This window comes from Nonomuraea sp. NPDC004702, from assembly GCF_053601695.1.
Map to the genome: position 1 here is coordinate 1 of NZ_JBSGCE010000095.1, position 25,270 is coordinate 25,270.

Sequence of the window (25,270 nt, forward strand, 5' to 3'; positions counted from 1 at the left end):
TCTGGCGTCCGCGGCCGCGCGCAGCCGCGATCGCGGCGGCCTCGGCCGCCCGTCGCCGTTTAGCCACGCCGACAACCGATGCCGCATCCAGCCCGGCACATTCCGGATCTCCGACGCGCTCGACCACGTGTAGGTCCACGGGGAGTCATCGGCCCGCACGTCCAGCGCGTGCAGCACGTCGGCGGCCGTCCACCCCTCATCGATGAAGGGCGCAAGCCACCACCGCAGATACCAGGCCGTGACGCGCCGCAGAACGGGGGCTTCCGCGCGGAGCCGCTCACACAAGCCGACCTTGTCGCGTTTCGTCCGAGGCGTGGCGTGCAATGGCCAGTGTGGCGAGATGCGCGGTTCGCGGTCTTGGCTTGGTGGCCCTTTCTCGCGCGTGCGCGTGGGAACGTTCGTCTCTCTCTTACGGAGAGAGACGGGAGGGGGTTCACCTGCGTACGCCGGCTGGTCAACGGCCGGTGTCGGGCGTTGATCACGGTTGGCGCGTCGTGGAACGGCCAGCACCCAGACGGCGGCGCGGTTGCCGAGCCCGTCATCGATCTGGCCTCCCATCGTCCCTTTGCGGTAGCGGCAGGTGCTTCCCTGCTCGACCACGCCGAGCCAGCCGCGCACCCGCAGCCAGCGCACCCACCGCTTCACGGTCGCCTTGGCCAGCCCGGTCACGGCCACGACGCGCGCGATGGTCGGTCGGGAGCACATCGTGGACCAGTCCGCGCCCCACACGATGAGGTTGGCCACTCGCAGCAGGTTGGAGCGGCCGTCGCGACGCAGCTCCAGAACCTCCCGGTTCTCCTGGAGGGCGTCCAGCCACTCACGCTGCGAACCGGCCCGGCGCATCCCACGCGGCACCGCCGCCGCGATGAGCGCCCGCGATGGCGAACGCGAGAGGCCGGGCGGGTTCGGCACGCTGGTGAGCACCGTCCAGCGAACACCGGAGCGGTGCTTCCCGCCAGGTGCTCGAGTGGCGCCTGTCCCCCACGCCATGGCTTTGGTCGCGGGGCCTGCCGGCGCGGCCCCACGTTCACAAGCGATAATGCCGATCGCCCTTCTGAGTGACCTTCAGATGGCATGGCGAAGCCGGCGGTCGGTCCTCCAGACCGACCCCGTCATTTCGCCGGGCCATCCTCCTCGTCGCTCAGCTCATTGGCTCGCCAGAACCATGAGAGCCGAACAACGCAGTGGGTTGCTCGTCCAAGACACGCCCCGCCCCGCGGGGCTTTGTTATGTTCTGGAGGGATCCTTCACGCGCGACCGCCAGCCGCGCGGCCAGGCGCTGACCGATCGAGCTCCGGTGAGGAGTGGCCGAGCGCGCGCTGGCGCTCTGTCGTCGTGCGCTCGTCGCCCACACCGAGCGCGGCGGCGAGTGACTCCCCGGCCACCCGTGAGAGCGATACTGCCGCTGGCGGCGAGGGCCTTTCCCGCGCCGAGAACGTTCCGCCGCTCGCGCGGCCAGCGTGATCGGGCCGTCAGACAGCCTGGCGGAGGAGCCGGCACCGTGTTCGGCCCGACGTCGACGCGAGCCCGCCCGGGGCGCGCCACATCGATCTCGCGCGCCGGCGCCAGAGCCACGCCGGCCAAGCGCGAGGCGGTAGCGGCCGTGGTGTGAATGTTCGTCGCCGTCCGTCCTTCACGAGGGCGATCCATGCCTGGTCCCGGGCGGCTGCCAACAGCGCCATCCGCGAGCCCTGAGCACCACGGCCGCGCCGGTCGAGTGGCCGCCTTCATACGCGGGGGGACGGAGTGCGGGCCAGCCGCGGACGGCTCGGCGGCATCGGCGCCTGGTAGCCGCGCCAGCGGCCGCCGCGAGGGCCTCGCGAGCCTCGCGGCGCGTTGGGCGGCCAGGCCGGACATCGGACTGACCACGTCACTTGCCGTAGCCGGCCTCGCCACCGCCGTCGCGGGCGGTGTCAGCCTTGGTGCTGAGGCGGGCCACGGCGATGATGACGAAGGCCGCGTGGCTTGCGATGACCTAGCCCAAAAGAGGCGCCGTTTCTCGCCTACCGGCGCTAGACGGGCCTGGTAGGCCATGGATCGCCAGCGGGTGTATGCCGTGATCTGTCGAAGTGTCACGGTGCGTTCGCAGGCGGAGGCCTGGCTGACGATGCCGATCATGAGAGTGGGAGTCTCGCGGTTCGGATACGTGACGCCCATGACGATCCCGGCGGGATCAGCCGGGGACGCCGGTGGCGGAACCGCCATGTCTGAAACCGAGCTCGAAGCCGTGCTCGAAGCCGCGCTCAAAATCATGGCCGGGGCGAGGATCTTCATCGGTGTGCCTTCCAGTCCTATGGCAGGGTCGCCTGGGTGGTGCCACGGCAGGTCAAATCGAGATGAGGGACGGGGCGAGCCAGCCCAGAGATGTCACGAGCCGGACCGAGGAGGGCGGCCGGGCCTGGAAGGAGACCGCCAACACGTCTTGGTGCTTGACCAGCTCCTCGCGGGACTCACTTTGGTGGCTCACCGACCACGCCACGCTGGAACGGCTGAGCCATCAGCGAGGTGGCGTGGGCGTGGTTGACGCGTGGTTGGCGTCGCGGCACCGAGACGGCCCCGAATTGGGTGGACATGACCAGCTCGGCGGCCCGCATAAGCAGCGCTCGCTCTCGCCGGTTGCGCTGGGTGGCGTCGGTGTCTCCGTTTGCCCCATCGCCTCAACCTCCGCTCCCCCGGTGTCCGCTCCCCCGGTGTCCGCTCCCCCGGTGTCCGTGTCTTCGGCGTCCGTGTCTTCGGCTGGGTCGGCGGCAGGTGTGGCGGGGGCAGCCTGGGCGACGCGGGCCTGCCGGACCCAGTGCGCGCAGACACGGGCGATCTCCTTCTCCGCGACGAAGGCGCCCTGCAGCCGCAGCGGCGCCGACATGCCGGTGGGCAGGAACAGAGCATCGCCCTGGCCCACCAGGTCCTGTGCGCCGACTTCATCCAGAATGACCTTGGAGTCGGCGCCGCTGGAGGTCTCGAACGCCAGCCTGGACGGAATGTTGGCCTTGATCAGCCCGGTGACGACGTCGACCGAGGGCCGCTGGGTGGCCACGACCAAATGGATGCCAGCCGCGCGAGCCAGCTGCGTGATACGGACGATCGCCTCTTCCACGTCCTTCGGTGAGACGAGCATCAGGTCGGCCAGCTCGTCGATCACCACCAGCAGGTAGGGCAGCGGCTCACGGCCGGACGGGCGCCCCGCCGCGAGCCGCCGATTGTACTCGTCGACGTGCTTGACGCCCGCCCGCGCGAGCAGGTCGTAGCGGTCGGACATCTCGCTGACGACCCAGCTCAGCGCCTTGGCCGCCTTGGCGGGGTCGGTGATGATCGGCTCGACCAGGTGCGGGATCCCCTCAAACGGGGTGAGCTCGACGCGCTTGGGATCGATGAGCACCATGCGCACCTGCCGCGGGCTGGCGCGCATCAGCACGCTGCAGATCAGCCCGTTGACGCACACGCTCTTGCCAGCGCCTGTCGCACCGGCGATCAGCAGGTGCGGCATCCTCGCGAGGCTGACCACGATGGTGCGGCCCTCGATGTCGCGGCCGAGTCCAACGGCCAACGGGTGCCGTTCCGCGGCGAACTCCGGCGAGCGAAGCACATCGCCGAGCATCACGATGTCGCGGTCGGGGTTGGGGATCTCCACACCAACGGCGGAATGTCCCGGGGCGGGAATGAGGATCCGGACCGAGGCCGAGGCGCAGGCCAGCCCGAAGTCGTCTTTGAGGTGGGCCACCGCTTTGGCCTTGACCCCGCGTCCGGGCTTGATCAGGTAGCGGGTGACCTGCGGGCCACGCACCAGTCCGGCCACGCTGGCCTCGACGCCGAAGTCGATCAGGCACCCATTCAGGGCGGCCGCCACGCGGTCATTGGCCTGAGTGCGCTCCCGCATGGGCGGGCCGGTCCGCAACATCGTGATCGGCGGCGGCGTACAGGCGGCCTGACCAAGCGACTCGGATGTCTTGGGCGCCGCGGGATCATCTGGAGCGCCATGACGGCCGCTGCTGTCCCCGCCGTCGCCGGCGCTGCCGTCGCGGGGATCGGCCGTCTCATCGTGGTAGCCGTCTCGAGGGACGTCTCGATGGCCTACGAGGGAAGCAGACAGAGGCGTGTCGAACGGGGTGCTGTCAACCACCAGCTCCGGATCTACCACGCGGCCGGACAGCATCTGAGGCGTGGTGGGCTCGGCGACCGCGATGCCCAGGAAGCCTGACTCCACGTCCGGCTCCCCATCCGGTTCGTCGGGGGCCAGCGGCTGGGGCAGGGCCGGCGGCGGTGAGCCGACCAGTTGCACCGGACTGCCAGCCGCCTGGTCGCCGTGCTGGGCGGCCCCACCGCCGCTGGGCCCTGTCCGGGCCGGGACGCCGGTGCTCTCACGGGAGGGGGCGGGTAGGCGCAATGCCCACAGGCGGCGGGCGGCCTCGACGGCCGGTACGCCGCTGGCCACACACAGTCCGGCCAAAGCGAGCGCCAGCAGGGCCAGCACTACCACGAACGCCGGCAGGATCGCCGCCAGTGGCGCGGCCGCGGCCAGCCCCAGCAGGCCGCCCGCCGACGAGGTCACGCTCGGCTGTGGCGATCCCGCCGCCAGGTGAACGATGCCGCAGATCCCGGCGAGCGCCATCGCCGCGCCGGTCGCTCCGCGGGCGGTCGCCGGCCCCCGGTCGGGCCTGCGAAACAGTCGCCAGGCCAAAGACGCGATCAAGACTGGCAGAACCACGGTCAGCGCCCCGGCCGACAGCCGGGCCACCTGGCCGAGCGTGGCGGCCCACGCCCCCGGCACCAGATGCCACAGCACGCCGGCCGCGGCGCCGGCGCCGGCGAGCGCGGCCAGGGCCGCCTCGTCGCGCGGCTCCCCGCTCGAGAAGGGCTTCCCGTCCTGGCCGGGTCGTCCCAGCGTCCGCACAGCGATGCCCACCGTGCGGGCGGCCAGGCGCCACAGAAAGGTGACGAGCCACAGGAGGCCGTCGACCGGGTCGAGGCCCCCGCTCATGCGACGGGCGGGCCCGCGGGCGGCGGGTTTACGCGGGGCGCCGGGACGCGACGCCTTGGGGACGGCGGTGCGGACTGCGCGGCGTCTGGTCGCCATGGATTCGTTCTCCCGGGTTGACGATCATGAATGGGGGCGATCGTGAACGTGCGGCGTTCTCCACTCGTCGTGGTCGCGATCCAGCATCACGAGCCAGGCGGGGACGTCGAAGGGCAAGGGCTCGCCGCTGGCACGGGCGGCGCGCGCGGCCCGGAACACGCTGACGATCTTGGCGGCCACGGCGCAGCTCAGGGTGATCACGAGTATGGCCGGCCACGGGTCGGCGGTGATCGCCAGATACCCCGCCCATCCGGCCACGCCTGGCAGTGCCGTTATTCGCAGTGCTGGCGGCGGCGGGTCCCAGGGCGGTGATGATGGGACGGGTCGAGAGGTGGCGGCGTCGAGGGCGGCGGCGGTCGGTGTGGCCTGCCTACGGCGGTCGCCGGGTGCGGGGCTCCAGATCACGGGGCGTGTCTCCTCCGAGTGCGTGTTTCTGGCTGCGTGCTGAGCCGCGTGCTGGGCTGGGTAGTGACGTGCGGGCGCGGCCGTCTGGCCGCCCGAGAGACGTCCGGCGGGTTTCCCGGGGTTGTTTCACGGTCGCTGTTTGACATCCCGGGTCTTAAGGGGACCCACGATCGTTAGGCGGTTTGTCTGTTTAACAACGGGAGGTGTCGCCGGGCGACGGAGACGGACCGCGCACGGGACAACCCTTCGATCAGTTACTTCACATGGCTGAATCCCGACAGGGCGTCGGACTCCAGGACGACGTATCGACCGCGGGCCGCGGTGGCGTCGATGTACCCCTGGCCGACCAGCAACGGCAAGGTCTGCCGGACCCAGGTGGCCGAGTGTCCGGTGCGCTCCTCCACGGCCTGGTACAGGTCTTTGGGCGCGAACTCGTTGCCCACCCCGATCCCGGCCAGGATGTCCACCAGGGCCGCCACCGCCTCCCGCTTGCTCAGCTTGGGACCCTCCGGCAGTTGGGCGGGAAACTGGACCTCAGCCCTGGCGTCACGGACGAAGTCGACTGGCGCCGGCAGGTCGGCGGCGGTGCCGAACTTGGCGTCGTCGATGGTGGCGCGCAGCTCGGCGGCGATCTCGAACGCCAGGTCGGGGCTGTCGTCACGCCCGGCCATCTCGGCGAACGACACCGCCAGCTCATCGGCCGCCTCGCGTCTCATCTGAGTCTCCTCCTCGGCGGTGAGGTCGGCGGGGTCGAGGTGACCAGGCTGAGAGGGGATCAACATGGCGACGCCGTCCACAGTCGGCGGAGCGTGGAAGGTGGCCATCGTGGTCGGGGCCACGGCGCCGGCCCCGACGTCCGCCCTGGTGGCTGTGATGCCCGTGGCGCCGTGAGCGGCCGGGTTGAAGGCATGCGGGCGCGGCGCGGAGTCTCGGACGGCCTGGCGGGCGGCCAGAAACTCCGCGTACGGCTTGCCGAGCGAGTCCGCGGTGACCGGATCCAGGTCCTGGAACAGATGCCGGTACTCGGTGACGGCCGCGGCCAGGTCGGCCTCGCCGATGTTGTAGTAGCGGGCGGGCATGGCGCGGCGGGGCTTGGGCACCCACGGGGCTTCCATGTAGACGTAGCCGGGATTGTCGGCGCCCCACGCCGAAGGGTCGGCGCCCAGATCGACCAGCCGGTCCGATAGCACCATACGGGCGTCGACCTCGTCGTCCACTCCGAAGGACTGGCCGGCGCCGAACATCGCGCGGGCGTCGGTGTCGACCTTGGTATGGGAGGCGCGTTGGATCTCATAATCGATCCAGATGCCCACCGAGCGGCAGCGTTCCACGATGGTGGTGACCGCGTCCACGCCGACCAGGGCGCCCGCCTCGGCGAAGTGGATGGAGACGAACTTCAGCCCGCAGCCGGGAACCCAGTTCTTCAGATGCTCGCCCAGCGGGTTGCGTGAGGGGTTGCCGAGATAGGCGGCCCGCGCCGGAATGGTGTGATTGACCAGCCGCGTCAGCAGCCAGCGGATCATCGTCGTGCTGCTGGCGACAAAGGCGGCGGCCTGGTCGATGCCGTGCAACGACTGCTCGGCCTTGACCGAGTCGCACAAGATCAGCGTCGACTCGGCGCGGCAGGCGATGGAGAAGTCGCTGACCTGCCCAGCCTCGCTCTTGCCGGCCCCGGGCATGCCCGCGGTCAACAGGTGCGCCACCACTTTGGGCCTGCCCTCTACCTTGGTGTGCGGCAGCACCATGACCAGCGGAGACCCATCCCGATAGGCCCCCACCTCGACCGGCTCGATGATGTTCTCACCCGGCGCGGACGGCCCAGGCCAGGGAATCGGCCGCTCCAGCGCGTCCCGGCGCGGAATCATCAGCAGCAGCTTGTCCTGAAAGCGACCCACGATGGCAGTGGCGCCCTCGCGGATCCCTCCCGCCCACGACTCGATACGCGGCAGGTCATCGGTGATGTCCTCGGGCACCTGGCCGGGCCGCAGCTCCACACCGGCGGTCAGCCGATCGCGGGAGTCTTCCAGCACGGTCAGCCGTGAGCCGTGCGCGGCCGGCAGGTTCTCCGCCGTCCACGCACGCCACTCGGCCGCCCGGTCCCCGCCGCCACCGGCGACGTGCCCGCCGGTGATGGCTGGCTCACCCACGCTGTGGCGGGCATGACGCATGTTGTGCGCGATGGCCAAGGTGATGCCCAACACCACGAAGCTCAGCATCACCTCCACGTGGTAGCCGAACGCCACCACGAGCGTGACCAGAGCCAGCGGCGCGGCCACATCGGCCACCTCCAGCGCCTCGCGCCACCAGCCGCGCTGGTGCGACAGCTTCCAGCGCAGCAGGCTTAAGCCCACCGCCGACCCGCCGAACAGCAGCCCGCCCAGCCACTGCACCTGCCATGCGCAGAAGGCCAGCCGCGCCACCGCGGCCGCCAGAAATGTCAACGGGATCAGCGTCCACGGAGCGCCGATCCGCAACGCCCTGGGAAACTCATAGCCTTGCTCACGGCCGGTGCGCCGGTCGGTGCCCAGCCGTCGCCATGTCTGGCGCGTGACGCGCGCGATATCGCGGTCCGCCTCGAAGGCGTTCACGATCCTCACACCTCCAGCGGGTCGTGGCCGGAAGATCGGGTCTTGCCCTTACGGCGGCGCAATTCCTCCAGCTCCACGCCGCAGAACTTCTCGATGCGTGGATAGAAGCGCTTGGCCGCCAGCCGCACCGCGCGCAGCGCCACCGTGGCGGTGTAAAGGGTGGCCACAGACCGGGACGCCTTCCACCCGATGCTCGTCCCCTCGCCTATCTGGTTGGCCTTGCAGTACGTGAGCATCGCGATCAGCGCGCCGCGCAGCTCGTGGGCACGGCACTCCAGTTCGGTGACTAGATTGAGCGCGATCTGGTCGAGTTCACGGCCGTAGGCGCGCACGTCCTCGGTGGTCCTGGTCGGCAGGTTCGCGAGATCTTCGTATCGGGCCATGCCCTGAGGCCTCCTTGGGGTTGCTGGATGCCGGGACCACCACGTCAACGGGCGGCGTGGGTCCGAAGAAGCCGACATGGCCGGCCCCGGGCAGCTCCTGGCGGCAGGTCGCCGGTCGGGTCGTCGCAGGCGGGTTCGCCCAGGCAGGGGTAGGGGTCGGAGTGGTCAAGGATGTGCCCATCGGCGGCGCTGATGCGCGGCTCGTCCCGATCGGTCCTGACGCGCGGCCGGTTCCTGATCAGGACGCCGATCCCCACCGCTAGAGCGGTGACGATGACCAGCACGGCGGGGGCCGCGCCGACCGCGCAAGCGGCGGCTCGCGGGACCGTGCCTGCGATACCCAGGCGTAGTAGCGCACGATGGGGGCGCCCAGCGCAGGTGCCGCTCCTGGCGCCACCGCGCGGGCACGGATCCCAGCGTGCCCGCCCCGGTCTTCCAGTGCGAGCGCTCTGGCTGGCAGAACAGTGATGACCAGCCAAGACAGCGGCCGAGTGAAGATCACCCCCTCTTGTGAAACAGGCCGACCGGACGGGCCGGGCGCCTGGTCGCAGCCTCAGCCGGGTCGCCCAGTAAGGACCTCGACCGCCGTTGTTGGTCATCACGGCCTCCCGCCGCCGGCGGGTGCGTTCGGTTCAGCGGCCCAGTCCAGCCAGCAGCGCACGGTGCGGCCGCTGGTCTCTTCGTGGACCTGGTACCTGTCGGCCAGATGCCTTACCAGTGGCAGGCCATGGCCGCCCTCGCCATCGGGGCGGGAAGCCTCACACATCGCGGGACCCATGTCGACGCAGGTCACCCCCACGCTGTGGGCGTGCGTGTCGACCTCGACCTGGACGGCGAAGGTGCCGCCCGGCGCGCCGCTGACGCTGTGGAGTACGGCGTTGGTCGCCAGCTCTGACACCACCAGCTCGACGTCGTCGACGCGTGCACAGCTGGCCGGTAGCAGAGCCTTCACCCATGTCCGTACCTCGCGGATGGAGGCGGGCACGCCATCGAACCGACGCGTGGCGGCCTGAGGCACTGTAATCGCCACCATCACGACACCCCCGCCCCGGCGGGCGGTACGTCACCGTGGCTGGCCAGACGCTCACGCGGGTAGACCAGCGGATCGGACTCTTCAAATGCGGCGTACGCGACGCCAGCATGGGAGGCGGTCAGCGGCTCGCTGTGGGCGGCCGCCAGCATGAACAGCTCCGACAGCGCTGGCGTGGGAACGTGGTTGACGGTGAAGGAGCCGAGCGCCTGTACGTCCATGGGGTGGCGCTGGTCGGGTAGCGATTCGGGGAGCTCAACTGACCGGTTGATCCAGGTGCCCTTCGAGCCCAGCGGCGCCTCGCACACTCCGGGCAACGGCGGGGGCATCGGGACTGGCGGGACCTGGTCCAGCGGCCGGCGCTTGATGTCGGAGAGAATAACGTCCAGGTCACTGTCGCGGGAGGTCTCGCGGTTGGAGGTGACAGTGCTCATCCCCGCCACCTCAGCCTTGGACAATGGCGTGGTCAGGGGCGCCGGGTCAGCCGCCTGGACGGGGATGGGGAGCCGCGTACGGGCTTCATGCACCGGTGCGATCGACAGTCGGTGAGCGGGGACCACCGCGCCCAGCGCCTCAGCCAGCAGAGGTATCAGGTCCATTGCGCTGTCCGCGCGGATCCACCCGCGAAGGGCGCGTAGCCGTACCAGGCTGGCGCCCACGGCTGCCTCACGTGCGTTTGACGCTTGACCCGCGAAGCCCAGGGCTGGGGACGCCCCGCCCTGGAGCTCCGCCGCCAGTGCGGTCAGCGCCTCCTTTGCTCGCTGGCTGTCATGCGGCACGGGCATGGCGATGGTTAGGGCGGTGCCCATCCCGACGTTCGTGCCAGCAGCGTCAAAGTCGGAGGGCCAGGCAGATGTTGCGAGGCGCTGGCTGGTGAGCCACCAAAGCAGCTGACACCACCAGCCGCCGCACGACTGCTCGACCGCGACGCGCGCGGTCGACACGTGACCGTCTTGGTTCTTCATCCGTCCGGCGAACGTGCGGAACCGGTCGCAGTACGCCCTGGCGATGTCGACGTGCTGTGCGACGAATGTCGCCGGCGCGGCAGTCAGCCCCCACACCGCGAAGGCGGGGTGGCTCAGGTCCTCGCGGAACGTACCAGCCCTCTGGCATGTCTCGGCGCGCAGCCCGGCCAGCTCTTCGGCTTCGGCAAACGTATCGTCGGCGGCTGCGTCCTCCGGGGAGTACTTCCTCGTGAGGGCTTGCTCAAGCGGCCGCCGGAAGTGGACGCCGTAGGAGTCGAAGAAGTTGTCGCTGTGGGCCGCCCTGGCCAGCAGGGCCTTGGCGTGCTCAGCCGAGGCAACTGGGGCGTGGGAGCTGGTCATCATCACGCCACCGCCTCTGCCGTGTCGTGATGCCGGAAGGTGGTGTGGATGGCCGCCTTAGGAAAGCGGGGGGATCGGCACTCCAGGTGCGGATCGCCGCGAGTTGGTCGCCCGCAGCCGAACGGACTGCCCGCTTCCGGTCGACGCGACACAGAATGTCGACCTCCTTTGGTTGGCATCCTCTGGCCGACAGCGGTTAGAGCCGAGATGATTGCCATTAGCCGGCTCCCTTCAGATTTCGCGACTCGTGTGGGCCCGGGCGCGCTAGGACCGGGCTTTGGAAATCGGGCATTAGCGACGTACAGTAAAGTGACGTACAGCAGGAGCTGTACAGCACTCACGGTAGGCGCGCCGCGCCGTGCCGTCAAGCAAGTGCTGTATAGCAATTCACATAGGGTGGGGACGTGGAACACTCCAGAGATCAAGTGCCAGCTTCGCGCCGAATTGCCGACGACTTGAGGTCGGAGATCAAGAGCGGACAGCTTCCGCCCGGATACAAGCTGCCTGCGGTGCGCGTACTGGCTGAGCGTTATGGCGTCACGCAGAACCCCGTACTCAAAGCTCTCGCCACACTGAAGGCGGAGGGCTTGATCGACGCTATTCATGGGTCGGGTGTCTACGTGCGCCAGGCGCACCCGGTACGCCGGCTGGGCCCTGACCGATATGCCCGTCACCGCTGGCAGGAGACAACGGTCGAGGCCCACGTCGACGACCGGTCCGACAGCCCAGTCGTGCTCCAGCGGGGCGGTCAAACGCAGGATGTGGCGCTGGTCGAGGCCGACGAGCGAACGGCTACGGCACTGGGGGTTGCGACGGGGGATCTCGTCTATGAACGCGCCCGCGTCATCACACGTGACGAGTCTCCCACCCACACGATGACGTCGTACTATCGCCGGGCCGATGTCGAGGGAACCGCTCTCACCGATCCCCGGCCAGGCATCGCGGGCAGTGCGGGCGGATTCCAGGTCCTCGCAGACAGGGGCCTGACTCCCCACGAGATCACCGAGGACCTGTCGGCACGCATGCCCACCGCCGATGAGGCGCTGATCCTCGAACTTCCCGCCGGTGAACCTGTGATGGAACTGCACCGGACCACACGAACGATCGACGGGCGTCCCATCGAATACGCCCGCGGCGTCCATGCGGCCAGCCGATTTTCCTGGTCGTACACCTTCGAAATCCCAGACTGAGGGGCCTGAACTTCGTGAGACCACGCTCGACCTTCGCCCGAAAGCGGAAACGCACCACTGCGCACACACTGAGCCTTTTTCATCCTATTGTCGCAGGTCAGGAGCGGTGGCTGGCGAAGATGGACCCTGTAGCCTGCGACAAGGCTCAGACCTCCGGCGGCTAAGCTGGACGGGTAGACGCGCCATCACTCCTGCTCTGGAGAGCCGGGCAAGGAGGATGAAAAAGGCTCACTGAGTGGTCTTAACAGAAGGATCGGCGGACAAGGCGCCCGGCTGTCCGTTCTGCCTGGTTTTGCGCTCGTCGAGTGTGCGAGTCATGTCTCGGATGGTGCAGGAGACGGCGCTGTCTCGTACGGAGGCTACGACCTTGAACAGATCCTCGCGGGGAACACCAGCTGTCTGGCGTAGCTCAACCAGCTCGCCAACGACGACTCGCATCCCACGTGCGGCTGCAGTCGGTGCGGCGTATGCCGCTATGGCAGCATCTGTCATGCGACCGCAGGAGCCGGGCGGCGCAGAGTACTGGTCTGGAAGGAAGGGTTCGTGGCGGGGAAGAACTATTCAGAGGAGTTCAAGGACGAGGTCGTCAAGGCCGTCTTGGACGAGCGGTCGACGATCGGGCAAAGCTCAGACCTCCGGCAGCTGAGTTGGACGGGGAGATACGCCATCACCCCTGCCCTGGGAAAGCTGGACAAGGAGGATGAAAAAGGCTCACTGGCCTCCCGGACCTGAACGACCTCTGCCACCTTTATGCTGCGATCTTGCTGGCAGCCCACGCCTTGCCCGCCGGGCACCAGCACGCGACCTTGCCATACGGCTCGTAATCCATGTCGGCCAGTTCGAGGCAGCCGTAGCCCAAGCAGCAGGCGGGCGGAGCGACGACGTAGGCAGGTTCGCGAAGCTTGAGGGTACGCTTGACTTGCATCGTTGAGGCTCCCAAACCCTCGATACTCCGGCCATGGTGGATGCCCCCCAGGGCCCTTCCCGCATCTACTGGCGCGCACCGGCATCCTGAGCTTCTGTAGGGCTTGAGCTCTTCCCGCCGACAACGGGTCTGCCAGTCTGCATACAGACTACGGTAGCCAGCCCCTCTCGCGCTGGTCAAGAGGGTCTGTATGCAGACCGGCAGAGAGCGCATATCCTGGAAGTATGAGTACGGGACAGGAATACACGGACGCTCGCCCGCTCCAAGTGCGCATGGCGGACGATCTTCGCCGCAAGATCGAAACGGGCGAACTTGATGAGGGTGCCCGACTGCCAACCTACGACGATCTCGCTCGGGATTATCTGTGCAGCGTCGCCGTTGCACGGAAAGCCGTCGATCTACTTCGTCAACAGGGTCTAGTGATCACAAAGCAGGGGCTTGGGTCGTTTGTGCGGGAACGATCCGTAATGGTGCGTCACGGCGTGGAACGTTACGCCAGACGTCGCTGGAAGGGTGTAGCGCCAACCACAATCCTCGGCGGTGAAGCCCAGGATCAGGGTCGAAAGGCCACTCGACTTATCCGTAACCTAAGTATCACTACTGCGCCCGCATTGGTTGCAGAGCGGCTAGGCATCGCCGAAGGTGCCGATGTTTGGACGCGCAAGCGAACAACGTTTCTCGATGGCAGACCGAACCAACTCGCCGATTCCTATTATCCTCTCGCTGTTGTTCAAGGAACATCATTGATGCAAGAGGAAACGGGACCGGGAGGTGATTTTGCACGACTAGACGAGGCGGGTCATTCTCCCACGCGCATAAGAGAGGAGTGGCACGCAAGAATGCCTTCGTGTCCCGAACGGGCCGCGCTCAGGCTGCCGGACGGCACGCCTGTCATCGATTTTATTCGAACGATCTTCGACCAGTCGGGCGCGCCGGTTGAAGTGATGCTTTCAGTAATTGCTGCTGACACAACTTCTTTTATCTATGAGTTTCCGGTGCCGGATTAGTAAAGCATGTGAGTGGCCTTCGGAGATGGAACAGTTCGGTCCTCGCCGTTAGAGACGATGACTGCCTGGTCATCCGCCAGAGGTACCAGGCGGTCACCTGTGGGCCAACCGCCAACGATGGCGGCGATCTTATCGTGTACCCGCACATCATTTACGTGCGGCAAAACGAAGAAGTCTACTAGCCCGCCTCCCTGGGTGGTGGCCAGGTCCGGCGCCAGTTCGCGTTCATCAAGGTCATTTATATATGCCACATCCGGGCATGCAACTACCGCTCCAGCGCTCACACCCGCATAGACAGCCTCGGTCGAATTCAAGGCATCCCAAAAGCGGGTGCGTTGCATGTGATGCAAGAGGAAGTATGTATTCCCACCAGGCACTACCACGAGCGCTGCTGAGTTAATGATGCGCGCTACCTGTGAAACTTCAGCTCTCGCCAATTCGAGATCCTCGAATATGAATCCGTTGCGGCTCAGCCATTCGCGTTCTTGATCTATCCAAGGAGCCTCGGCGTAAGCCGTGCCGGCGGTCGGTATGAAGACGGTACGGAGCTCCGCCGGAGGAGCAGGGAGGGCCACTCTCAAGCCGCCTAGATACTTCGAGGAAAGGAACAGGGTTCGTGTCACGGAATGCAGTGTACGAGCCTTGCCGGCTGCTACCCACCAAACCAGAGCCTTGAGCCCCTTTCATCCTCCTTGCTCGGCTCTCCTGAGCAGGACTGATGGCGCATCTGCCGGTCCGGCTCAGCCGCCGAAGGTCCGGGCCTCGACGCAGGCCACGGGGTCAATCCTCGCCGGCCACCGCTCCTGACCTGCGATAATAGGATGAAATAGGATCGGTGATCTTAACATCAGGCGTTGGACTGGCCTGATGTCGACGGAACCACTCCGTTTACTATGGTGGCATCGGTACCTCCCCTCAAGATCCGCAGAACCGTGTCTATGGCCATCTGTGACATTGCGTCGCGAGCATCGTGAGTGAGAGACGCGATATGAGGAGTAACCAAAACTCGGCGATCTTTCGCTAGGGCCTGCGTCTCCGGTGTACTATCCCTGTAGAATCCGTCAAACGCCACGTTCTCCACTCGCCCGGATTCTAGTGCTCTAATGAGGCTGGCTGGATCAATAACTTCTGGGCGTGCAGTGTCTATCACCTGAAGCCCAGGCCGAGTTGGACTTCTCACTTCGAATATTTCGTCGTCGATCATCCCGATCGTCGAAGGATCCTCGGGTATGATGACGATGAGCGTCTCAACCTCCGCGATGAGTTGCTTCAGGTCTCGATACTTGAGGTTCAGCTCATTCTCGAGTTGAGGCTTACGGGTTCGATTGTGATAATAGACATCTGCATTTAACCCTTGAGTTAAGATTGTAGCTATTCGAGAGCCTATGTGTCCCATCCCGAGGATTCCGATCGGATGCCCGAAGACATCGAAACGCTTTTCTTGCGCCATGCCCGTCCCAAGGCGGCGGCTCTCGGCGTAATCGAAAATACGCCTGCGTCGATCTAGCAGCATTCCGATAGTGAACTCCGCAACCGAATTAGCGTACGTACCAGGAGTATTTGTCACCGGAATGTTAAGTTCTCGCGCGCCTTCGGCGTCGACGAATGACTGATAGCCAACACCTAGAAACGAGACGACCTTGAGGTCCGGAGCGGCCTGCATGGCGGTCTTGGAGGCCCATTCGTCTCCGCCGACGATGTACGCGGTACACCCAGCTAGCGCCGCCTGCAGATCCGCCTCATCCAGTATTGACGGTGGATAACTTGCCGAAGGATTGATAACTTCAAATCCAGCCTGTGTAAGCCGCTCCAGATATGTAGCCCCAATACTTTCGCCTGTAACTAGGATTTTACCTACGTAAGACAACTTTGTCCCTTCTTCGCAGACGTTGTAGATGGCGCTCCGTCAAAGGCATGCATAGCAGTGCGCGAGCGGCTCGTGGTTGCTCTTTGATAAAGCTACAAACGTGGACATCGTATCCCTTGTGGTCCACATGGAGTAGTGGATTCATCGCCCCGTTAGAGAAGAATCAGCCCCGTCCTCGCCGCTCGTTCACACCGGAGTTCAAGGCCGAGATAGTCGAGCTGTGCCGGCGCGGTGACCGCTCGTTCGGTTCAGCTGGCCAAGGACTTCGATCTGATCGAGACAGCGGTGGGCGAGCAGATCCACCAGGCCGAGGTCGACGCCGGGCGGCGGGAAGGTCTGACCAGCAGCGAACGCCAGGAACTAGAGGCGTTGCGGCGGGAGAATCGGCGACTGCGCGAGGATGTCGACGTCCTCGAGCGAGCGATGGCTTTCTTCGCCAAGGAGACCAGGTGAACGTGCACCCGTTAACCGAGGCGGAAAAGCAGGGCGGCCACAGCGTCAAACGGGCGTGTGAGTTGCTGGGAGTCTCCCGTTCCGCCTTCTACGCCTGCCGCAGTGGCGTGCCCGGGCCCGCGCGATGCGCGACGGGGAGCGGGCCGAGCGCGCAGCCGGGGCGGGACGGGCAGCGGTGTGGTCGGCGGCGGGTGCTCTGGCTGATGCGCGCGCTCGGCCTGACTGGGCCGAATTGGCGCCACCGCTGGAAGACCACGATCGCCGGCCCGAACGCCGAGGCTCGACCGGGCCTGATCGGCCGGAACTTCACCGCCGCCCGTCCGGGCACCAAGCTGGTCGGCGACATCATCTCATGACAGAGTCACAGGGCTGATCGGGCAGAGTGCAGGTCGGGCTGTCGGCGGGTGACCACTCAGACATCACGGGCTTCCGGTTGAGGTCTTTCATGTAGACGGTGGCCCCGTCGGCTGCTGGGTCTGCGGTCAATTGGTGAGGTGTCGCGCCATGAGCGCTATCCATGAGGGTGCTGCGCCGGCCTTGTGCCCCATCACTGGAAGAAGGCCTGATGCGGATTACCCGCGGAATCGACTGGTTGGAGAAGCATGTGCGCCACGAAGCGCGCGAAGTTGAGCGGAGGTGAGAGACCTTCGCCTCCTGGCCGTCGCAGCGGCTGGGTGAAGCTGGGGGCAGCCTGATCCGGAAGTCGCCGGGGAGGGTGGGAGCAGCCCCGACAACGCCGGGACGCGTCGGCACTGTCAGACGATGCGGGTCCAGTTAGCGAGACAGGAAGGTGTACGCGAGAAGCCAGTGCTTGACGCCCCTTAACGGACCACCAGCTCAAACCTGACGGATATGGGCTGGGTGCCGTGCGGCCCCGCTGTTGTGCGTAGGCGGGGAACTCCTCGGGACCATGTGAACCACCCCGGGGAGGCCACGACGAAGGTCTGCGGCGTAGTCGTGGCGAGGCCGCAGGGGTAGAGCTGGACGCCTCACCTGTCGATCGACTTCGTGATGAACGTGGGAACCGTTCGGTGCCGCCCTCGCCCCGCGCGGCCAGCGCGCGGGAAGGGCAGGCGCGACGTCTGCTGATGGCATCGGGCGGGGCGGAGGCTCCTGTCAACGACGGCCGAATTCTGGATCTGGCTCACATTCCGTGAAGGGGCATGCTCAGTCGGCGAGTAGAACGCGTTTGCGCAGCAGGTCGGGGTTGGCTCGTCCATACATCTGTCGCTTGAGCATCTTGATGCGGTTGACGTGCCCCTCGACCGGACCTGAGCTGTAGGGCATGGTCAGACCCGCGCGGGCCGCGTCGAGATCGCGGCGCAGGCCCGTGACGAAGGAGCGCAGTTCGGGCAGGTCGTCGGCGTCGGCTGCGACCATCCAGCGTTCGAGGTGGTGGCCGTGCCGGTTGACCATCATGTCGGCGAAGGCACGGACGTGGTCGTAGAGCGTGGCCAGGGGTGGGCAGGCGGTGGTGAGTGCGTCCAGGTGTCGCTGCTCGTCAGCGGTGAGGGTGGCGGGGTTGCGCAGCAGCCATCCGGTGGCTTGCCGCACTGTGGGCGGGGACGGGCGCGGAGGTTGCCTGGTGGTGTCCGAGCGCCAGGACTGCAGGTATTGGCGGACGGTGGTGGGAGCGCCGCGGTAACCGTGTTCGCGGAGTTCCTGGTGCAGCTGTTCGGCGTTGGTGCAGCCCTCGTTCCAGCGCTGGCGCAGGTAGGGCTCGAAGGCGTCCAAGGCTCGTGGGCGGCGTCCGGTGCCGTCCTTGACCAGTAGTTCTTCTGGAGTGGCGGTGCGGGCGAAGCGGCGCACGGTGTTGCGGGCCAGGCCGAGCTCGGTAGCGATCGCGCGCAGGTCCCGCCCTTGGGCGAGCAGGTGGTGGATGGAGGCATGCCGCTGTCGCGTCCGCTCGGCCAGTGGTCCTGTTCGAGCCGGTGAGTGGGCGTTTGGCCTGGCTGGCGGGGTGTGGGCTTCGACGGTTACGGTCGGTGGGGTGAGTGGCGGGAGATCATGTAGGACGGTGCGGTGTTTGGCCAGGGTCCGTTCGACTGCTTCGCTGAGGTTTCTCCACATGTGCCATCGATCGGCGACTTGCGTTGCTTCGGGTGCGCCGCGGGCGGCGCCTTCGGCATAGCCGCCAGCGCGGTCGCGGCAGATGATTTGGACGCCGGGGTGGTCGGTCAGCCAGGCGGCCAGCACGTCGGCGGAGCGTTCGTCGAGCATGTCGATGGGCCGTCGGGTGGTGATGTCGATCAGGATGGTGCCGTAGCGGTGGCCCCGGCGCAGGGCGAAGTCATCCACTCCGAGCACCTGCGGCCCTGCCTGCAGAGCGGGCTCGGGCAGGGCGCGGATGATCCGGATCAAGGTCATCCGGCTTACCGCCGTGGCCAGTCGGTCGGTGAGCCGGGCGCCGGCCCGGCCGCCGAGCGCCAGCGCGATCGCCCGTAACGTTTGCAGCAGGGCAGTGCTGTGGCGGCCGTAGCGCACGGTCAGCCCGGGCACCTGCTCGGCGAAGGTCTGCTTGCAGCAAGCTGGGTTGCGGCAGAAGAAGCGTGTCACCAGTAGATGGATCAAGGTTTCCTGGCCGCCGATGGCGGCGTCGCACAGCCGCCGTTCGTATCGGCTGTGCACCCTCTCCGACACCCCTCCACATGCAGGACATGCTGCCTGCGACGTGCCCGTTCTGGCTTGGATCCGTACCGACTTGCCGGTGCGGGACACGCGCTCGATACAGATGCCGGCCAGGTGAGGGAGGAAGACTTCCAGCAGCTCCGAGACGATCACCCAACATGATCAACAAGCCGCGAGCCGAGTCCGCCGGAAGATCACGAAATGTGTGCCAGACCCAGAATTCGGCTGTCGTTGACAGGGAACGATCATGGCTGCTGATGCGGTCGCCTCGCGGTGTTGTGCTCCCCTCCTTGAGGCTGTGCTCAGACGAGATGGCATGCCATAGGGAGATGCCTCGATAGATGTGCTAGTCGTGACCGTGGCGTGGTGTTGGCTGCCGGTTGCGTTGGCCATACCGCTTCTCGGGCATTCCTGTCACGTGCTTCGGAACGTGTAGTGCTCACGCGACACGCCGGGTGTTCCGAAGGAGGATTGATGCTGTGTGTCACTTGATAGGTGAATTTATGTGCCTAGACCTTGCGGTGCTCTCAGCTGTATGACCTGATCAGATGCCGTGGCGGTGGTCCTCCGGGACCGCCGAGAGTCGCAACCTGCACATGCGGCTCGGCAACGACCGCGAACGCGCCAAGTGGCGGTGGTCCTCCGGGACCGCCGAGAGTCGCAACTTCGTCTCTCTGTCGGAGAAGCTGGCGTCCCTGCAGGTGGCGGTGGTCCTCCGGGACCGCCGAGAGTCGCAACCCTCCCGTACGGCTCGTACGACCGCCCGTACGGGAGTGGCGGTGGTCCTCCGGGACCGCCGAGAGTCGCAACGACCTGTGCGCCCAACGGGTCAGCGAAGGACTCGACGTGGCGGTGGTCCTCCGGGACCGCCGAGAGTCGCAACTCGCCGGACGTCTCCAGGGCGTGACCGACCCGGGTGGCGGTGGTCCTCCGGGACCGCCGAGAGTCGCAACGTGTGGTGGGTCGGCAAGTACGGCGCCGGCCTGGCGTGGCGGTGGTCCTCCGGGACCGCCGAGAGTCGCAACTCTGGCACCCATCGGGCGACGTCCAGCGGGAAGACCGTGGCGGTGATCCTCCGGGGGCGGCCGAGAGTCGCAACTTCGAGCATGAGGAAGCGGATGCTCTGTACGCGTAGCGGTGGCCCTCTGGGGCCGCCGAGAGTTGAACTACCTGGAGTCATGTGTCCATGTACCAGGATCGTCATGTCCACCGGCCGGGATTTCCTGATGCTGCTTACACCCGGATCAGTCAGTGGCGGGACTGCCCAGGGAGCCGTACTGGGAGGACAGTATGGCTGCTGCCTGCTGGCCGGCCGGGCCGCTCAGCGCGAGAGAACCTTGGAGCCAGGCTCGATCCCCCTGCTCGAAATGCCCGCCATCCCCGATGAGAGGGGCAAGTTCTTCATCTGTGAAGCCGCGCGCCAGTGGCAGAGTGGCACGACCGAGCGGGTCGGAGTCGTAGGGATAGGCGCCCCACGCCGCGGCTTCTTCCTCGGTCGGAGTGATCCAGAAGTCGTGAAGCACCGAGGAGACCGTAGCCCGGACGTCGTCCTCCGCATGTGTCAGTGAGAGAGCTGAGCAGAAGGCGTAGATCGTGGAGCGGAATACGTCCAACCCCCATGCCGACACTGGGGCATTGGAGCTCTCCAACACGGCCTCGATCGGCCCCGACCCCTCACGCTGATATCCGGACACGATGGCGTGGTTTGCCATGCAGAAGGTTTCCACGATGTACGGTACGTCGGGCACCCGCCACTTAACCCCGGGTTCGGCGACCGTGTTGTACATGTACGCACTGATCAGCTCGGGGTCCGTCCAGCCAGTAGCACGTGGTTCGTGGCCCCAGAAGAAGGTGTACGGCACGGCCAGGTCTGCGTCCGTCAGGATCGAATGCAACGCGCCGATCATCCGCCCGGTCCATCCCGCGTCGACCAGGCCCGTGGAATTCGAGGCAATGCCTTCCTGAACGGCGTAGTCGCATACCAGCCGGCGCATCTGCTCGATGCGAGGCTGCATGGCCTCTGCCACTTCAGGCATCGCAACGAACCGACGGAGCGCTGTGTTCTGCTCCGTCGTGTCGGCGCGAACGTCGGAGGCAAGCGATGCGCCAGCCTCCTTCAATGCCCCGGTGAAACGGTCGATGTCGAGCCCGAGCCGGGCGCACACGTCGGCGGCGTTGGAGCGCATGAAGCTGTTGAACAGCCAGTCCGCCTTGTCCAGCCCGTACGGATCGGATGCGGCGAGGCTCCACGTGCGGCGACTGCTGTACACGTAACTCATCGCAAGGCCGCCTCTGAGCTCGGGAGCCATACGCTTGGCGATCTCGTAGAACACCTGGGCATCCCGAGACAGGAAACACAGTCGGTCCAGATCGCGAGCGTGAGCCGTACGGAGCAGCCAGATCACGTAGCCGATGAGTACAGGAGCGGCAACCCCAGCCGCGACGTCGCGGATCGCCCTCTCGCGAGGGGTGGACACCGGTACGGCATAGCGTGCGTGCGCGGACGCCGTCGCCATGTCGCGGGCGAGCCCGCCGTGGTCGGCCAGGACCTGCTCGTAGCGAGTGACTTCCACTGCCGTCCTCCTTCTGCATGATCGGCTACGCCTAGCGTGCGCGGATTACCATTCCGTTAGCCACAGTGTGACGTCATGGTCCGTACTGGCACCGCACTCGCGGCAGAGCTTCTCTGCCCGTTGGCGCAGGTCCCGCCACGCTTCATCGTCGCCCTGTGCATGGTGGACGGCCGCCTCCTCAGCCATTGTGCGAGCAGCCCAGGGACGGTCACCAAGGGATTCATAGATAGTCCGCGACTCCTGGTAAGTGTCGATGGCCTTCTGCCACTGCTGCTGGCCTCGGTAGAAGAGCCCGTAGGAACGCAGGACCCGTGCCTGCCCGGGGCGATCGTCGATCTCCCGGAGGATGTCCGAAGCCACCTTCAAGTGGGTGCCTGCTTTCTCCCAGCGGCTTTCATGGCGGAGGGTGTCGGCGAGGCTCATCCGGGAACGCGCCTCCCACCGGCGATCGCCCAGATCGCTGAAGCGCGCGAGCGCGTCCTCCAGGCAGCCGAGTGCGGTTTCGTACGCACCCGCCCGCCGATAGGCGTCCCCCTTGTTGCGCAGGACGACGGCGACGCCGCGCCTGTCCACCAGATCCTCGAAGATGACCTGCACCTCGTCCAATGCGCTGATCGCCTGAGTGATACGACCCATGTTGCGCCACAGAACGCCGAGCTGGCGAAGGGTACGTGCCGAACCGGACGCGGGAGCGAGCAGCCTCCAGCCGGTCGCCGAGGTTGTCGAAGATCTGCACACATTCGGTGAAACAGTCGATGGACTCCTGCCATTTGCTCTGTCCGCGTTGGAGATCACCCAGCCCGTTGAGGGCCCAGGCGCCATAGCGCGGGATGTCACGGTGGCGGAACGCCTCCAGCGCGCGTTGAAAACACCGCACGCCCTCATCGAGGTGACCCGTATAGCGATAGGTGTCACCCAGCACGCTCAACGCGATGGCGACGCCGAGTTCGTCGCCGATGTCTTCGGCGATGTCGGCGGACATGCGCAGCTGCTCTTCCGCGGAGACGTAGTCACCTTGGGCTCGGTGAATCGCCCCGATCTTGCAACGGATCTCGGCTTCGCCTTGACGACTGCCGTCTCTGATGGCCGCGTCCAGACCTATCCGGTGAACGCTCATCCAGGTCGGCCAGTCGGAGGGCCAGTGCGACATCGCAGGCAATGCCTCCGCCAGTCGCCAGGCGGGATGCCAGAGTTCAGCCTCGCCGGCCAGGTCGACGGCTAGGAGAAACGCGACCTCGTGGGTGAGGAACCACTCGCGAGGATCATCGAATGGCCTGCAACAGTTCGGGGTCCACGGGCACCGGCTCGCTGTGCCCGCCCGGTTCGAGCAGGACCGATACGTTGGTCGCCAGAGCGATGTAGAACTCCAGCAGCCGGGTCAACGCCGCCTTGTGGGTAGCCTCGGTCTCCTCCACGGCCAACCGCTCGCGGGCGAACACCCGCAGCAGATCATGGAACCGATAGCGCCGGATCCCGGTCCGGTCATCACCCGCGATCTCGATCAGTTCGGCATCGACGAGGCGTTCCAGCATCTCCTGTGCGGTGTGCATGGACACGCCTGCCAGTGCGGCCAGCGTCCACGCGGAGAAGTCGGCGGTCTTCAGCATGCCGAGAAGCCGAAAGGCCCCCCTCAGTTCCTCGTCGCATACCTGGTAGCTGAGCGCGAAATTGGCGCGGACCTCAAGGTCGCCCACCTTCAGCAGGTCCAGCCGGTGCTGTTCATCACGGAGCCGTACGGCGAAGCCCGCGAGCCGGTCGATCGGACGAGAGGCGAGGCGCGCACCCGCGATACGGAGCGCCAGTGGAAGCTGTCCGCACAGCTCCACGATTTCCCTCGCGCCGTGGGGTTCGGCAGCCACGCGAGCCTTGCCGACGATGTTCTGTAGCAGGTCCAGGCCTTGTTCGACAGTCATGACATCGAGAGCGTGGGTGTGCGCCCCGGAGAGCGCTCCGAGTCGGGCCCGGCTCGTGATGAGTACCGCGCAAGTGGCGCTTCCTGGCAGCAGTGGCCGCACCTGTTGCTCGTTCAGTGCGTTGTCGAGCACGAGGAGAATTCGCCGGTCGGCGAGCTGCGCCCGGTACATCCGGGCTCGGTCCTCCACCTGCTCGGGGACGCTTTCGGCGTCGACGCCGAGTTCGCGCAGGAAGCGACCGAGGACCTCGGCGGGGTCCAGGACCTGCGCTTCAACGCCGCGTAGGTTGACGTACATCTGCCCGTCAGGGAAGTGGTCGCGCACACGATGCGCGACATGCAGCGCGAGCGACGTCTTGCCCACGCCGCCCTTACCTGACAGGGCGGTCACGACGACCGCCGTCTCAGCCTCTCTGGAGATCAGCAATTTGGCCAGTTCGGCGGCATCCTCGGCCCGGCCGGTGAAGTCCTCGATGTCAGGTGGGAGCTGATACAGCCGCCCGACTTGCGGAAGGTGCTTCCCGTTCGCCGGCGGCAGCGCTTGAGCTGGCTTGCCCAACTGGTCCTTCACCTGCCAGAAGGCGATCCCGCCGGACAGCGCCGAGGCGACCATGGCGAAGATGAACTGGCCACCTTTCAGACCGCCGTCGTCATTGATGCCCGCGACGATTCCCGCGAACACGGCCATCGCGGTGACGAGCGCCGCGATGAGGGGGATGACGTGTCGAAAGCGCTGCGTTGACGTCAAGGGGCCGACCTCTCAAGGCCGGTAGTGCCATCTGATCGAATCACGGGGAGGTCCGGGCTCTCTTTGTCGATCTCTGGTCCTCCCGCATCTTACGGACGGCCAAACGAATCTCACCAGGGATCCGCCGGTTCCTTATACCTCCGACGGAAGTGGCGCGGCATTCGGCGCTGCTTCGAGCACGACTCTTGCCGTCATCTCATCGCATAAGCCCAGACCGGAGCGCCGTCGTTTATCTTCGAGGGGTCGGGCTGCGCGGGCTGGGGCGCGAAAACCGTGATGACCAGGCAGGCAGCAATCATGTCGACGTGGTTGAGGCACCAGGTGGTCTGGGAGAAGAATCGGTGCGCCTTCCCATGCCGCCACGACATGTTCCCTGTGCTGCTCGGAGTGCTACCGCTGGATGAGGATGACGGGAAGTGGTTATAGAGCGTCCTATTACCGGCGAATGTGCGCTGATTGTCGGTTATTGATCCTAGTCATGTCGAGAGCGGTGCCATCAGTGCTTCGGAACCTGCAGTGCTCATGCGACACGCTGGGCGTTCCGAAGGAGGTTTGGGGCCGTCTGGTGCTTGTTAAGTGAATTTCGGGAAGAGCTGTTCTGGCGTTGAGATGCGTATGACCTGATTAGATACCGTGGCGGTGGTCCTCACGGGCCACCGAGAGTCGCAACCACGAAGGGCACGTCGAGAAGATCCCCGGCGAGAAGTGGCGGTGGTCCTCACGGGCCACCGAGAGTCGCAACGCGCTGCCTGGCGAGACGACCGGGCGGGGCCAGGAGGTGGCGGTGGTCCTCACGGGCCACCGAGAGTCGCAACCGCAAGGGCGTCGTCAAGGAGGTCGGCGCGACCGGGGGTGGCGGTGGTCCTCACGGGCCACCGAGAGTCGCAACCGACCTTCGACCCTCGCCAGCGTGCGGGGGTTTTCGCAGTGGCGGTGGTCCTCACGGGCCACCGAGAGTCGCAACTTCTTTGACACCGGCGTGCTGGCACCAGAGGTGGACGTGGCGGTGGTCCTCACGGGCCACCGAGAGTCGCAACCAGCCGCGGGCTGCGGCCATCGCCTGACCGAGTGTGGCGGTGGTCCTCACGGGCCACCGAGAGTCGCAACTTCTTTGACACCGGCGTGCTGGCACCAGAGGTGGACGTGGCGGTGGTCCTCACGGGCC

At 66.5% G+C, this 25,270-nt stretch carries 18 protein-coding genes, 2 pseudogenes and 2 CRISPR repeat arrays; of the genes and pseudogenes, 5 read left to right on the plus strand and 15 right to left on the minus strand.

Going from position 1 to position 25,270, the window contains the following annotated elements:
* The 7 genes and pseudogenes from ACWEJ6_RS49460 to ACWEJ6_RS49490 form a co-directional block, all read right to left on the minus strand.
* A pseudogene (locus ACWEJ6_RS49460) lies at nt 1–924 on the minus strand (hypothetical protein); the annotation flags it as partial.
* A gap of 1,573 nt (nt 925–2,497) precedes the next feature.
* Complete coding sequence (locus tag ACWEJ6_RS49465) at nt 2,498–4,975, minus strand: DNA translocase FtsK (RefSeq protein ID WP_452432418.1); 2,478 nt, start codon at nt 4,973–4,975, stop codon at nt 2,498–2,500.
* A gap of 120 nt (nt 4,976–5,095) precedes the next feature.
* Nucleotides 5,096–5,329, minus strand: a complete 234-nt coding sequence (locus ACWEJ6_RS49470; RefSeq protein WP_452432420.1) for a hypothetical protein — start codon at nt 5,327–5,329, stop codon at nt 5,096–5,098.
* Nucleotides 5,330–5,730: 401 nt separating this feature from the next.
* Nucleotides 5,731–8,064 carry a hypothetical protein gene (locus tag ACWEJ6_RS49475; protein WP_452432421.1) on the minus strand — a complete coding sequence of 778 codons (2,334 nt, stop codon included), beginning with the start codon at nt 8,062–8,064 and terminating at the stop codon, nt 5,731–5,733.
* 5 nt (nt 8,065–8,069) lie between these two features.
* Nucleotides 8,070–8,447: a hypothetical protein gene (locus ACWEJ6_RS49480; protein ID WP_452432423.1), complete on the minus strand. Its 378-nt coding sequence runs from the start codon at nt 8,445–8,447 to the stop codon at nt 8,070–8,072.
* A 598-nt stretch (nt 8,448–9,045) separates the two neighbouring features.
* Entirely contained in the window at nt 9,046–9,480 is a 435-nt protein-coding gene (locus ACWEJ6_RS49485; RefSeq protein WP_452432424.1) for an ATP-binding protein, read from the minus strand.
* On the minus strand, nt 9,480–10,808 hold the full coding sequence (locus tag ACWEJ6_RS49490; RefSeq protein WP_452432426.1) for a hypothetical protein: 1,329 nt from the start codon (nt 10,806–10,808) through the stop codon (nt 9,480–9,482). Before ACWEJ6_RS49490 ends, ACWEJ6_RS49485 begins: the two co-directional genes overlap by 1 nt.
* Nucleotides 10,809–11,206: 398 nt before the next feature.
* Here ACWEJ6_RS49490 and ACWEJ6_RS49495 point away from each other — a divergent pair, with 398 nt between their 5' ends.
* Together ACWEJ6_RS49495 and ACWEJ6_RS49500 are read left to right on the plus strand one after the other, a co-directional pair.
* Complete coding sequence (locus ACWEJ6_RS49495; RefSeq protein ID WP_452432427.1) at nt 11,207–11,992, plus strand: GntR family transcriptional regulator; 786 nt, start codon at nt 11,207–11,209, stop codon at nt 11,990–11,992.
* Nucleotides 11,993–12,535: 543 nt separating this feature from the next.
* On the plus strand, nt 12,536–12,724 hold the full coding sequence (locus ACWEJ6_RS49500) for a hypothetical protein (RefSeq protein ID WP_452432428.1): 189 nt from the start codon (nt 12,536–12,538) through the stop codon (nt 12,722–12,724).
* Nucleotides 12,725–12,740: 16 nt separating this feature from the next.
* Here ACWEJ6_RS49500 and ACWEJ6_RS49505 read toward each other — a convergent pair whose 3' ends face one another.
* Nucleotides 12,741–12,917, minus strand: coding sequence for a hypothetical protein (locus ACWEJ6_RS49505; protein WP_452432429.1), 177 nt, complete (start codon nt 12,915–12,917; stop codon nt 12,741–12,743).
* A gap of 224 nt (nt 12,918–13,141) precedes the next feature.
* Here ACWEJ6_RS49505 and ACWEJ6_RS49510 point away from each other — a divergent pair, with 224 nt between their 5' ends.
* On the plus strand, nt 13,142–13,924 hold the full coding sequence (locus ACWEJ6_RS49510) for a GntR family transcriptional regulator (RefSeq protein ID WP_452432431.1): 783 nt from the start codon (nt 13,142–13,144) through the stop codon (nt 13,922–13,924).
* On the opposite strand, the gene ACWEJ6_RS49515 is transcribed toward ACWEJ6_RS49510, so the two are convergent.
* Nucleotides 13,921–14,547 carry a Type 1 glutamine amidotransferase-like domain-containing protein gene (locus ACWEJ6_RS49515; protein ID WP_452432432.1) on the minus strand — a complete coding sequence of 209 codons (627 nt, stop codon included), beginning with the start codon at nt 14,545–14,547 and terminating at the stop codon, nt 13,921–13,923. The two genes, ACWEJ6_RS49510 and ACWEJ6_RS49515, sit on opposite strands and share 4 nt — an antisense overlap.
* Nucleotides 14,548–14,771: 224 nt before the next feature.
* Nucleotides 14,772–15,791, minus strand: coding sequence for a 2-hydroxyacid dehydrogenase (locus ACWEJ6_RS49520; RefSeq protein ID WP_452432434.1), 1,020 nt, complete (start codon nt 15,789–15,791; stop codon nt 14,772–14,774).
* Nucleotides 15,792–16,022: 231 nt separating this feature from the next.
* Here ACWEJ6_RS49520 and ACWEJ6_RS49525 point away from each other — a divergent pair, with 231 nt between their 5' ends.
* Both ACWEJ6_RS49525 and ACWEJ6_RS49530 read left to right on the plus strand, forming a co-directional pair.
* Nucleotides 16,023–16,244: a hypothetical protein gene (locus tag ACWEJ6_RS49525; protein WP_452432436.1), complete on the plus strand. Its 222-nt coding sequence runs from the start codon at nt 16,023–16,025 to the stop codon at nt 16,242–16,244.
* Nucleotides 16,241–16,600 (plus strand): hypothetical protein, encoded by a 360-nt coding sequence (locus ACWEJ6_RS49530; protein ID WP_452432438.1) that lies wholly within the window; start codon nt 16,241–16,243, stop codon nt 16,598–16,600. Before ACWEJ6_RS49525 ends, ACWEJ6_RS49530 begins: the two co-directional genes overlap by 4 nt.
* An 811-nt stretch (nt 16,601–17,411) precedes the next feature.
* Here ACWEJ6_RS49530 and ACWEJ6_RS49535 read toward each other — a convergent pair.
* The 5 genes and pseudogenes from ACWEJ6_RS49535 to ACWEJ6_RS49555 form a co-directional block, all read right to left on the minus strand.
* Nucleotides 17,412–19,025 carry an ISL3 family transposase gene (locus ACWEJ6_RS49535; protein WP_452432440.1) on the minus strand — a complete coding sequence of 538 codons (1,614 nt, stop codon included), beginning with the start codon at nt 19,023–19,025 and terminating at the stop codon, nt 17,412–17,414.
* Nucleotides 19,026–19,425: 400 nt separating this feature from the next.
* Nucleotides 19,426–19,897: direct repeats of the CRISPR family, unit length 37 nt; unit sequence GTGGCGGTGGTCCTCCGGGACCGCCGAGAGTCGCAAC.
* Between the two features lie 219 nt (nt 19,898–20,116).
* On the minus strand, nt 20,117–21,445 hold the full coding sequence (locus ACWEJ6_RS49540) for a hypothetical protein (RefSeq protein ID WP_452432441.1): 1,329 nt from the start codon (nt 21,443–21,445) through the stop codon (nt 20,117–20,119).
* Nucleotides 21,446–21,490: 45 nt separating this feature from the next.
* On the minus strand, nt 21,491–22,081 hold the full coding sequence (locus tag ACWEJ6_RS49545) for a tetratricopeptide repeat protein (RefSeq protein WP_452432442.1): 591 nt from the start codon (nt 22,079–22,081) through the stop codon (nt 21,491–21,493).
* A 265-nt stretch (nt 22,082–22,346) separates the two neighbouring features.
* Nucleotides 22,347–22,595 (minus strand): annotated as a pseudogene (locus ACWEJ6_RS49550) (tetratricopeptide repeat protein); the annotation flags it as partial.
* A gap of 112 nt (nt 22,596–22,707) precedes the next feature.
* Nucleotides 22,708–24,105 carry an ATP-binding protein gene (locus ACWEJ6_RS49555; protein WP_452432444.1) on the minus strand — a complete coding sequence of 466 codons (1,398 nt, stop codon included), beginning with the start codon at nt 24,103–24,105 and terminating at the stop codon, nt 22,708–22,710.
* Between the two features lie 633 nt (nt 24,106–24,738).
* Nucleotides 24,739–25,212: direct repeats of the CRISPR family, unit length 37 nt; unit sequence GTGGCGGTGGTCCTCACGGGCCACCGAGAGTCGCAAC.
* Nucleotides 25,213–25,270 lie beyond the last annotated feature (58 nt).

Excerpts from the sequence above, each read along its gene's own strand:
- ACWEJ6_RS49505 (WP_452432429.1), bottom strand. The coding sequence starts at position 12,917 with ATGCAAGTCAAGCGTACCCTCAAGCTTCGCGAACCTGCCTACGTCGTC.
- ACWEJ6_RS49485 (WP_452432424.1), bottom strand. The coding sequence starts at position 9,480 with ATGGTGGCGATTACAGTGCCTCAGGCCGCCACGCGTCGGTTCGATGGC.
- ACWEJ6_RS49465 (WP_452432418.1), bottom strand. The coding sequence starts at position 4,975 with ATGAGCGGGGGCCTCGACCCGGTCGACGGCCTCCTGTGGCTCGTCACC.
- ACWEJ6_RS49510 (WP_452432431.1), top strand. The coding sequence starts at position 13,142 with ATGAGTACGGGACAGGAATACACGGACGCTCGCCCGCTCCAAGTGCGC.
- ACWEJ6_RS49545 (WP_452432442.1), bottom strand. The coding sequence starts at position 22,081 with ATGGGTCGTATCACTCAGGCGATCAGCGCATTGGACGAGGTGCAGGTC.
- ACWEJ6_RS49480 (WP_452432423.1), bottom strand. The coding sequence starts at position 8,447 with ATGGCCCGATACGAAGATCTCGCGAACCTGCCGACCAGGACCACCGAG.